Annotated in this window: 4 protein-coding genes and 1 tRNA gene; 2 read left to right on the top strand and 3 right to left on the bottom strand. The window is 66.4% G+C overall.

The window, feature by feature from the left end; all coding sequences use genetic code 11:
• Positions 1-32: 32 nt before the first annotated feature.
• A tRNA-Ser gene (locus HMPREF1138_RS08975) sits at positions 33-122 on the bottom strand.
• A 370-nt stretch (positions 123-492) separates the two neighbouring features.
• Between HMPREF1138_RS08975 and HMPREF1138_RS08970 the strand changes: the two genes are divergently transcribed.
• The gene (locus HMPREF1138_RS08970) at positions 493-2,517 is read left to right on the top strand and encodes an OPT family oligopeptide transporter (protein WP_009058952.1); all 2,025 of its coding nucleotides are present in this window, start codon (positions 493-495) and stop codon (positions 2,515-2,517) included.
• Positions 2,518-2,793: 276 nt separating this feature from the next.
• Positions 2,794-4,404 carry a glycoside hydrolase family 2 TIM barrel-domain containing protein gene (locus HMPREF1138_RS08965; RefSeq protein WP_039937753.1) on the top strand — a complete coding sequence of 537 codons (1,611 nt, stop codon included), beginning with the start codon at positions 2,794-2,796 and terminating at the stop codon, positions 4,402-4,404.
• Between the two features lie 110 nt (positions 4,405-4,514).
• Here the strand turns inward: HMPREF1138_RS08965 and HMPREF1138_RS08960 are convergent, their stop codons facing one another.
• Complete coding sequence (locus HMPREF1138_RS08960; RefSeq protein ID WP_009058944.1) at positions 4,515-9,089, bottom strand: acyl-CoA dehydratase activase-related protein; 4,575 nt, start codon at positions 9,087-9,089, stop codon at positions 4,515-4,517.
• A gap of 780 nt (positions 9,090-9,869) precedes the next feature.
• Positions 9,870-10,039 (bottom strand): integrase core domain-containing protein (locus tag HMPREF1138_RS10920; RefSeq protein ID WP_009058949.1); only part of this gene is annotated, 170 nt, incomplete at its 5' end.

The raw sequence follows: 10,039 nt of genomic DNA, 5'->3' as shown, positions 1-10,039 counted from the left end.
AGCCGCCCGGCCCCATCGGGGCCGGGCGGCGGTGGCGGTAGCGCTGGGATTTGAACCCAGGGTGGCTGTGACACCACACAGCATTTCGAGTGCTGCACCTTCGGCCGCTCGGACACGCTACCTTACCCGGATACTCTACTACACGGACCCCCGCTCAACGCAAATCGACCGGGCAGGCTGGGAGCAGGGCCACACCACCCCCGCGGCGCGCCGACCAGGCGCTCACGAACAAGCACGCACGCCCATGGGTGCACCTGCAGTGAGCGAGACCGGTCTTGCACGAGTGCACACCAATAGGCATCCACAAGGTCAGAGCACCACTACGCGCAACTAACAACCCTCACAACACCCGGTTCACACAACCAGACCAGGCCGCCACCCCAACATGTAGAACGGTTGAATACGAGATTAAGTAACCGCATATCATTCACACCAGCGCATACATGCTCTACTCTTGCAGGGTATCTATTCAACGCAGCGAGAGGACTTTTCGTGTCTGCGCCACGTGCGACTAAAGGAACGTCGCTCAAAGAACTAACGCTTCGCGGCATCATCATCGGCGGAATCATTACGCTGGTGTTCACGGCCGCGAACGTGTACCTGGGCCTGAAGGTCGGTCTGACCTTCGCGACCTCGATCCCGGCGGCCGTCATCTCGATGGCTGTCCTGCGATTCTGGGGCGACCACACGGTCCAGGAGAACAACATCGTCCAGACGATCGCGTCGGCGGCGGGCACGCTGTCGGCTGTCATCTTCGTCCTCCCCGGCCTCGTGATCGTGGGCTGGTGGAGCGGCTTCCCCTACTGGCAGACCATGTTCGTGTGCGCGGTCGGCGGTTCGCTGGGCGTCATGTACTCGATCCCCCTGCGTCGCGCGCTCGTGACAGGCTCGGACCTGCCCTACCCCGAGGGCGTGGCCGGCGCTGAGATCCTCAAGGTCGGCGACTCCCAGGAGGCCGGCGAGGACAACAAGCGCGGCCTGCTGGCGATCACCTGGGGCGCCCTGGCCTCGGCGGCGATGGCCCTCTTCGGCTACCTGAAGGTGACCGCCTCCGAGGTCGGCGCCGCCTTCAGGATCGGCTCGACGGGCACGATGCTCTCGACGTCCCTGTCGCTCGCGCTCATCGGCGTGGGCCACCTGGTCGGCATGACGGTGGGCGTCGCGATGCTCATCGGCATGCTCACCTCCTACGGTGTCCTGCTGCCCCTGTACGCGAACGGCCAGCTGGACGGCGCGAAGGACCTGACTGAGGCCCTGTCGACGGTCTTCAAGTCGGACGTGCGTTTCATTGGCGCGGGCGTCATGGCGGTCGCCGCCATCTGGACGCTCATCAAGATCATGGGCCCGATCGTCCGCGGCATGTCCGAGTCGCTGCGCGCCTCGCGCGGCGCCAAGGAAGACGGCGCCCAGATCGATCGCACCGAGCAGGACATTCCCGGCAAGTGGGTCATCGTCTCCATTTTTGTGGCCATGATTCCGATCGCGGGACTGCTGTGGTGGTTCATGCGCGGCACGCAGATCGAGCACAACACGGCCGTCCTGATCGCCGTGTCGGTTCTCTTCATCCTGCTCGCCGGCCTGCTGGTCGCGGCGGTGTGCGGTTACATGGCGGGCCTCATCGGCTCGTCGAACTCGCCCGTGTCGGGCGTCGGCCTGCTGGTCGTCGTCATCACGGCGGTCGTCATCCTGGCGGTGCACGGCCGCGGTTCGACCACGGAGGAGAACACGGCGCTCATCGCCTACACGCTGTTCACGTCCGCGATTGTGTTCTGCATCGCGACGATCGCGAACGATAACCTGCAGGACCTCAAGACCGGCCAGCTGGTGGGCGCGACCCCGTGGAAGCAGCAGGTCGCCCTGGTTATCGGCGTCGTCTTCGGTTCGCTGATCATTCCTCCGGTCCTGGAGCTCATGCAGAACTCCTTCGGCTTCCAGGGTGCGCCGGGTGCCAGCCCGGACGCGCTGGCGGCCCCGCAGGCCTCGCTGATTTCCTCGCTCGCGAAGGGCGTGCTCGGCGGCGGCATCGACTGGAAGCTCCTGGGTATCGGCGCGGCGATCGGTGTCGTCGTCATCATCATTGACGAGGTCCTGCGCCCCGCCTCGAAGGGCAAGCTGGCCCTGCCTCCGCTCGCGGTCGGCATGGGCATCTACCTGCCGGCGTCCCTGACGATCCTGATCCCGATCGGCGGCCTGATTGGCTTCCTGTACAACAGGTGGGCTGACAAGCAGGCGGACGTGGAGCGCGCGAAGCGCTTCGGCACGCTGGCTGCGACGGGTCTGATCGTGGGCGAGTCCCTGTTCGGCGTCGTCTACGCGGGCATCGCGGGCGCGACGGGCTCGGAGTCCCCGCTGGCGCTGCCGTTCATCGGCGACGGTTTCACCCCGGTCGCGAACGTGCTGGGCATCGTGTTCTTCGCGGGCGCGACGTGGCTGCTTTACGGCTTCGCCCGTAAGATCACGCGCGACTCGGATCGCGAGTCGAAGGCTCAGGACGGCGCGCAGAGCGTGCAGGGCTGACCCGGTCCTCACACTTTCCCCGGCCTCGTTCCTGTTCTCAGGGACGAGGCCGGGGTTCGTCACGCGCTCGCCCGGGCCACGAGGCCGGGGTTCGTCACGCGCTCGTCGCCTGTCGGCGGGCGCGAACTTGTGCCCATTCGGGCGGCCAAAAATCCCACAATGTGAACACCGAGCGTCTTTGACAGCTGAGAACTAACTGCATGTCAAGGCATATTTGACTGTATTCCAGCAATAATTACGCTTTTCTGACTAGTTGAATAATGATACTTTAATAACATGAGACACATCCTGGAACCGGACGTCACGTGGCTGCGGGAGCCAGGAACGTCGGTGAACCGCTTGACGGTGCACGCGACGTGGAGGTCACGCAGGCCACTTCAGATGCTGTCGAGCACCTGGCAGGTTACCGGTGCCACTGGCACCGCTTCGGAGCTGATTCGTCGTGCTCCCACTCAACAGAATTTCGGCGCGACGTCTGTGCCCGGCGTCCTCGAGCTGGACGGCTCGTGGTTGCGCGGTGAGGATCAGGCCCGCGAGGAGGACGCCTCCCGTGTCGGCGACGAAGAGCCCTCCGACCTGGTGCACGCCTCGATTCTGCGCCGCAAATTCATCTTCGATGCCCCGTTGAAGGAGGCGGTTGAGCGCGGCTGGATGATGACGCTGACTTTCGGCGGCTTCTCTGGCCCTCTCTACGCGTGGGTTGATGGAACGTTCGTTGGTTTCTGCGCGGACGGTTTCATTCCTGCGGCCTTCGACGTGACCAGCGCGTTGCAGCCTACTCACTCGCATGCGCTCGTCGTGTTGCTGATGGATTCGCCGGTGTGCTGCCACGGTTTGTTCCGCGAGGTGTCGTTGGAGGCCAGGCCTCCGGCGCACATCGTGGACGTGGTGCCGGTGGCGTCCCACGATGGTCGCGCGGGCGCGCTGACGCTGCGGGTTGAAACGACGGGCGGTGTCGAGGTTCACGCCGCGCTCGTGAACGAGACCGAGCAGGAGAGGCTGTGGTCTGCGGTCGCTTCTCCTGATGAGGTTGTGACCGCGCGGGGTCTGGACGTGATTCCGTGGAGCGCGGAGGAGCCGGCGCTGTATCGGCTGATTGTGACGCTGCGCGACGAAGAGGGGGTCAAGGACACGGTTTCCCTTGACCTCGGCTTCCGCGACGTTGAGGCGACCTCCCAGGGGGTGAGCCTGGCGGGCAAGGCGCTGGCCCTGCGGGGAGTGACCCGCAACGAGTGCGACGGGCGCACGGGCCTGGCCGTCAACATCCCGGATATGCTCGACGACATCGTGTGGTGTAAGCGCCACGGCGTCAACACGGTCGTGATCGCTGACGCGCCCGGGCACGCCCGATTCCTGGATCTGGCCGACGAGTACGGCCTGTACATCATCGACTGCGCGTCAAACCTGTACGGCCCGGGGGTGGCACGCGACGAGGCCATCGAGGCCGCGCTCCGTCGGGATCGCGCGCACCCGAGCGTCATCGCCTGGGCGATCGGGGACGAAGAGGACGAGGTCCGCGCCGCCCACGCTCTCGATCCGACGCGCCCGGAGTACTCCCAGGCGCGTTTCCCGGACCTGCGCAAGGTGCGAGGCGAGGAGTTGCACTACGCGCCGGTGACGGTGGCGCCCTCGTATTCGGGGGTGACGGTACGCAACCACATGACGTTCACGTCCACGTCGGATCTGGAGTTCCTGTGCCGCGTGGTCGAGGAGGGCCACGAAACGTGGGAGTATTCGGCGTCCCTGGATGTCGCGCCGGGCGAGATGGGCTTCCTTGAGGTGCCCTGGCCGTCCTCGGGCATCCGCGAGGTCTCGGTGCGTCTGTCGTACAGCACGGGCTGGGCGTCGGCGGGCTTTGAGATCGCGCACGGAAGCTTGACGGTGTAGGGCGCGTCGGCCTCGCGATGCACCGCGACGGCCGGGGCACACACGCCGCGCACGGCTCGCACAGCCCGAAGCGCGCACGGCGCCCCGGATAGCGCGACGAGGCGAAACGCTCAGCGGAAGGCGGCGCGCCTCGTCGGGATGGTCGGCATGCCGAGCATGACCGAGCTCGACCCGCCGCACGACGCCGGCTCTTCGACGTCCACGAGCTGGAGAACCTCGCTGTCGCGCGCCTCCGGGTCCTGCAGGGCGGTGGCGAGCATCAGCTTGATGCGGTTGAGCTGGTTCACCTCGGAGGCACCCGGATCGTAGTCGACGGCCACGACGTTCGCCTCGGGGTAGCGGGTGCGCAGCGCACGGAACATGCCCTTGCCGACGACGTGGTTGGGCAGGCACGCGAACGGCTGGGCGCAGATGATGTTCGGGCAGCCGTGTTCGATCATGTCGACCATTTCGGCGGTCAGGTACCAGCCTTCGCCGGCCTGGTTGCCCAGGCGCGCAATGTCCTGGGAACGCTCGATCATCTCTTCGATGGGCCGGTGCGGCTCGAACTTGCCGTTCGTCGCAGCGAACGCGCGGTGCACGGGCTTCTCGTACTTCTTGAGCGCCCAGAGCACGATCGGCATGATGTAGCGCTGCTTGCCGTCGATACCCAGGTTCTCCTTGTCCCACGCGGCGGTGGCCACGGAGTTGTGGAAGAACTGCATGAGGCCGGGCAGTTCGGCCTCGCAACCCTCGGCCTCGATGACGTCAACCGCGTGGTTGTTGGCGTCGGGGTGGAATTTCACGAGGATCTCGCCGACCAGGCCGACGCGCGGCTTGCGCGGGGTGTCACGCAGGGGCAGGGCGTCGAAGGCGCGCACGCACTCGCGGATGATCTTTCCATAGGAGACGCGCCCACCCAGGGCGGCCACGCGGCCCGACGTGATCCACTCCTGCACGTAGGCGTCCCACGTGCGGTACAGGTCCATCGCGGAGCCGGGCGTAGCCTCGTAGGGGCGCACGCGCAGCAGCATCGACTGGATGGCGTCGCCGATGACGAAGGCCTGGATGGCCTTGTGGATGTGGGGGATCCCCAGGTGGAAGCCGGGGTTGTCCTCGATGCCCTGGACGGACAGGGCGATGACGGGGACCTGCGGGTATCCGGCGTCGCGCAGGCCTTTGCGCAGCAGGGCCGCGTAGTTGCTGGCGCGGCACATGCCGCCCGTCTGCGTGATACCCACGGCGGTACGGTCGGGGTCGGCGCGCCCGGAGATGAACTCGTCGAGGAGCTGGCCGATGACGACGATCGCCGGGTAGCACGAGTCGTTGTTGACGTATTTCAGGCCGACCTCCATGGAGGTGCGGCTCGTATGCTCCAGGACACGCACCTTCAGGCCCGCGGTCGCGAACAGCGGGGTGAGGAAACGGAAGTGGATCGGCGACATCTGGGGGGCGAGGATCTCGTAGCCGGCCTCGCGCATCTCCTCGGTGAAGACCGCGCGCGGCTTGATGTGCCCGGCCGCCTCCTCGCGGGCGGCGTCCCCGGAGGGGTCGCGCAGGGTGGCCGTGTCGACGGAACCCGACACCAGGCCCACGGACGAGGCGGGGGCCAGTCCCGCTCCATCCGCGCCGTTCTCGCCGTCGCCGGCCCCGGCCTCGTTAATCGCGGAGGTGAGGGAGGCGCGCTCGGTGATCGCCGCGTCGAGGGAACGCAGGCGAATCTTGGCGGCGCCCAGGTTGGAGACCTCGTCGATTTTGAGGACGGTGTGCACGTCGCCGCGGCCCTCGAGGATCTCCTGGACCTGGTCGGCGGTGATCGCGTCGACGCCGCAGCCGAAGGAGTTGAGCTGGACCATCTCGAGGTCGGGCTCGTCGCCGACGCGGGCGGCGGCCTCGTAGAGGCGCGAGTGGTAGGACCACTGGTCGAGGACGCGCAGCGGGCGCTCGAGGCGCGCATCGATGATGGAGTCCTCGGTGAGGACTGCCATGCCCAGGCCGACAATGACCTCGGGGATACCGTGGTTGATCTCGGGGTCGAGGTGGTAGGGGCGGCCTGCGAGCACGATGCCGCGCACGCCGTGCTCCCGCATCCACTCGATGGTTTCGACGCCCTTCGCGCGGATCTCGGCCTTAACGGCGGCGTCCTCCTCCCACGCCTTATCCAGGGCGGCCTTCATCTCCTCGACGGGGATGTCGTAGCCGTATTCCTTGAAGGTCTTGGACAGGTGGGCGGGCAGGTAGTCGCGGTTGCCGAAGTTGACGAAGGGGCTGATGAACTTTGTGCCGGGCTCCGCCAGGCGCTCCATGTTGTTGCGGATGACCTCGGGGTAGGTCGCCACGATGGGGCAGTTGAAGGAGTTTTCGGACTCGGTGAGCTTCTGCTCGAAGTCGACGCAGGGGTAGAAGATCGTCGTGATGCCCTTGTCCAGCAGGGACTCGATGTGCCCGTGGACGAGCTTGGCCGGGTAGCACACGTTCTCCGAGGGGATGGACTCCATGCCCGTCTCGAACAGGTCGTGGTTGGAACGGCCCGAAATCATGACGCGGAAGCCCAGCGCGGTGAGCATCGTGAACCAGAAGGGGTAGTTCTCGTACATGCCGAGCACGCGCGGGATGCCAATGTCGCCGCGGAACGCCTTCTTCTCGGTGAGGCGGCGGTAGCCGAAGATACGCTTGTATTTCCAGTCGTAGAGGTTGGGCAGCTCCGACTTCTTGGGCACGCGCTCCAGGGACGCGCCGCGCTCGCAGCGGTTGCCCGACACGTGGCGCTCACCATTGGAGAAGGTCGAGATCGTCATCTGGCAGTGGTTCTGGCACAGGCGGCACGTCTTGCGGGTCGTGTCCACGCTGAAGCCTTCCAGGGCCTCAATCGTGGCCAGGGACGAGGTCCCCTCACCCGTGTCGTGCATGCGCGCGGTCAGGGCGGCGCCGTAGGCACCCATGAGGCCCGCGATGTCGGGGCGCACGACCTCGCGACCGGTGAGCAGTTCGAAGGCGCGCAGCACCGAGTCGTTGAGGAAGGTGCCGCCCTGCACGACGACGCGCTCACCCAGGTCCGAGGGCTCCTTGAGCTTGATGACCTTGTAGAGGGCGTTACGCACGACGGAGTAGGACAGGCCGGCGCTGATGTCGCGCACGTCCGCGCCTTCCTTCTGCGCCTGCTTGACGGAGGAGTTCATGAACACCGTGCAGCGGGTGCCCAGATCCACGGGGGAGGAGGACTCCATGGCCATGCGCGCGAAGGAACGCACGTCGGTTCCCATCGTCTGCGCGAAGGTCTGGAGGAAGGAGCCGCAGCCCGAGGAGCAGGCCTCGTTGACGGAGATGGAGTCCACCGCGTGGTCACGGATGCGCAGGTACTTCATGTCCTGACCGCCGATGTCGATGACGGAGGTGACGCCGGGGCAGATGAATTCGGCGGCGCGGTAGTGGGCCATCGTCTCGATTTCGCCCTCGTCCATGGTGAGGGCGGCCTTGACCAGGCCCTCGCCGTAGCCGGTTGCGCACGAGCGGCCGATCTCGCAGCCCTCGGGGAGTGCGCCTCGCACGGCGCGCACGATGTCGACGGCCGCGGCCACGGGGTCGCCCTCGTTGGAGGCGTAGTGGGTGAAGACGATGCGGTCCTGAGAGTCGATAACGACGGCCTTAATCGTCGTGGAACCCGCGTCGATGCCGAGCCAGCAGCGGCCCTCGGCCTCGTCGAGGCTGGCCTTGGGGATCACGTCGAGGCTGTGGCGGGCCACGAACTCCTCGCGGTCCTCGGGGGTAGCGAAGAGGGGATCCATGCGCGGGGATTCGACCTGCACGGGGGCGGCAGCGAGGCGCTCCATGAGGGTGGTGAGCTTGTCGCCGCGGGTGTCGACGGAGGTGGCCCCCGCCTCCTCGGCCTGGCGCACCCGCTTGGCGGCCTCCTTCTCGGCGAGGAGGGCCGCGCCGATGGCGACGTAGAGCTGGGCGTCGTCGGGGGTCACGAAGGCGTCGGCCTTGGGCAGGAGGGCCTTGTAGGCCTCACGCAGAGCGGGCAGGAAGTGCAGGGGGCCGCCGAGGAACATGACGGTCCCGCGGATCGGGCGACCGCACGCCAGGCCCGCGATGGTCTGGGTGGCGACGGCGTTGAAGATGGAGGCGGCCAGGTCCTCGTGGGCGGCGCCCTGGTTGATGAGGGGCTGGATGTCGGACTTGGCGAAGACGCCGCAGCGCGAGGCGATCGGGTAGAGCTGGGTGTGGCGGGTCGCCATCTCGCCCAGGCCCGCGGCGTCCGTGTGCAGGAGGGTCGCCATCTGGTCGATGAACGCGCCGGTGCCGCCCGCGCAGGTGCCGTTCATGCGCTGCTCGGGGGTGGGGTGCAGGTAGGTGAGCTTGGCGTCCTCGCCGCCCAGCTCGATGACGACGTCGACCTCGGGGTGGAGGCGCTGGGTGGCCTCGGTGCCGGCGATGACTTCTTGGACGAAGGGGATGCCCATGGCGCGGGCGGTGGTCAGGCCGCCGGAGCCGGTGATGGCCGCGTGGACGCGGGCGCCGGGCAAGGCACGTTCGACGTCGGCGAGGAGGGCGCCCAGGGATGCGCGCACGTCGGCGTTGTGGCGCCGGTAGTCGGAGAAGAGTCGGCGATTTCCGTCCAGGACGACGGCCTTGACCGTGGTCGAACCGACGTCGATGCCGAGCTGATAGGGGCGGCGGTGCTCGCTGGCGCGCTGCGTTGTCATGGGACCTCCTTGAATCATCCATCAACTTAGGACCAGGATCGTATCCCGTCAAAGGTATGGTTTACCTTCCTCGCACGCGGCACTAAAACGGCGTAGAACCAGGGAAAATCGCCTGTATGACACATCACGCAGACCGCGAGACGCACGACGCGTCCGACGAGAATTACAACATGTGAAGCGTTGCAAAATTAGACCCCTCGGCAAGAAACCCTCCCCCGGCCTCGTCTCGCCAGCGCGGCGCTGCCCCGCCTGCCTCGCCATGGCCTCGCGCATCTTCAGCGCACGCGCACGTTAACCCGCTAAGTGGAGTGTTAACCCCCTATTGCGCACGTAAACCCTCTAATCTGCACGTGGGCGGGGCTGCCCACGCTCACAACAGCGGGTTAACGTGCGAATTCGTCGGCGGTCGTCTCGCAGATTCCGCGTTTGTTCTTGTTATTGGGTGCGCTGCACCCGATCCGTAGGCATTACACCCCTTCTGTTCGGGTGCAGCGCCACATAACGGGTGCAGCGCCACGTAACGGGTGCAGCGCCAGTGGCTCGTCCCCTGCACACCAGTCCACACGCAGCGGCGATAACGCAGAACTACTCCTGAAGCGCGTCGGCGATTATCGAGGCCAACCTCAACAACCATCCCGTGCCCCACACTGACCACACTTTCACTTGTTCTGAGGGGCAGTGCACCCGATCCGTAGGCATTACACCCCTTCTGTTCGGGTGCAGCGCCACATAACGGGTGCAGCGCCACGTAACGGGTGCAGCGGCCCTCGCGCTGTTTGTCTAGTCCTGGGTTTTGCGGAGGCTTGTTGAGGCCGCTTCCTTTCGTGTTGTTGTGTGTTGGTTTTCTGCTTGTTGTGGTGTGATGCCGCCCAGGGCGAGGTGGGGGCGGCGGGTGTTGTACCAGTGGACCCAGGCGGCGGTTTCGCGTTCGACCTCGCGCCGATCGCGCC

Source organism: Actinomyces sp. ICM58 (genome assembly GCF_000283035.1).
Classification (GTDB): Bacteria; Actinomycetota; Actinomycetes; order Actinomycetales; family Actinomycetaceae; genus Pauljensenia.
This window is presented reverse-complemented; position numbering and strand designations above follow the sequence as displayed.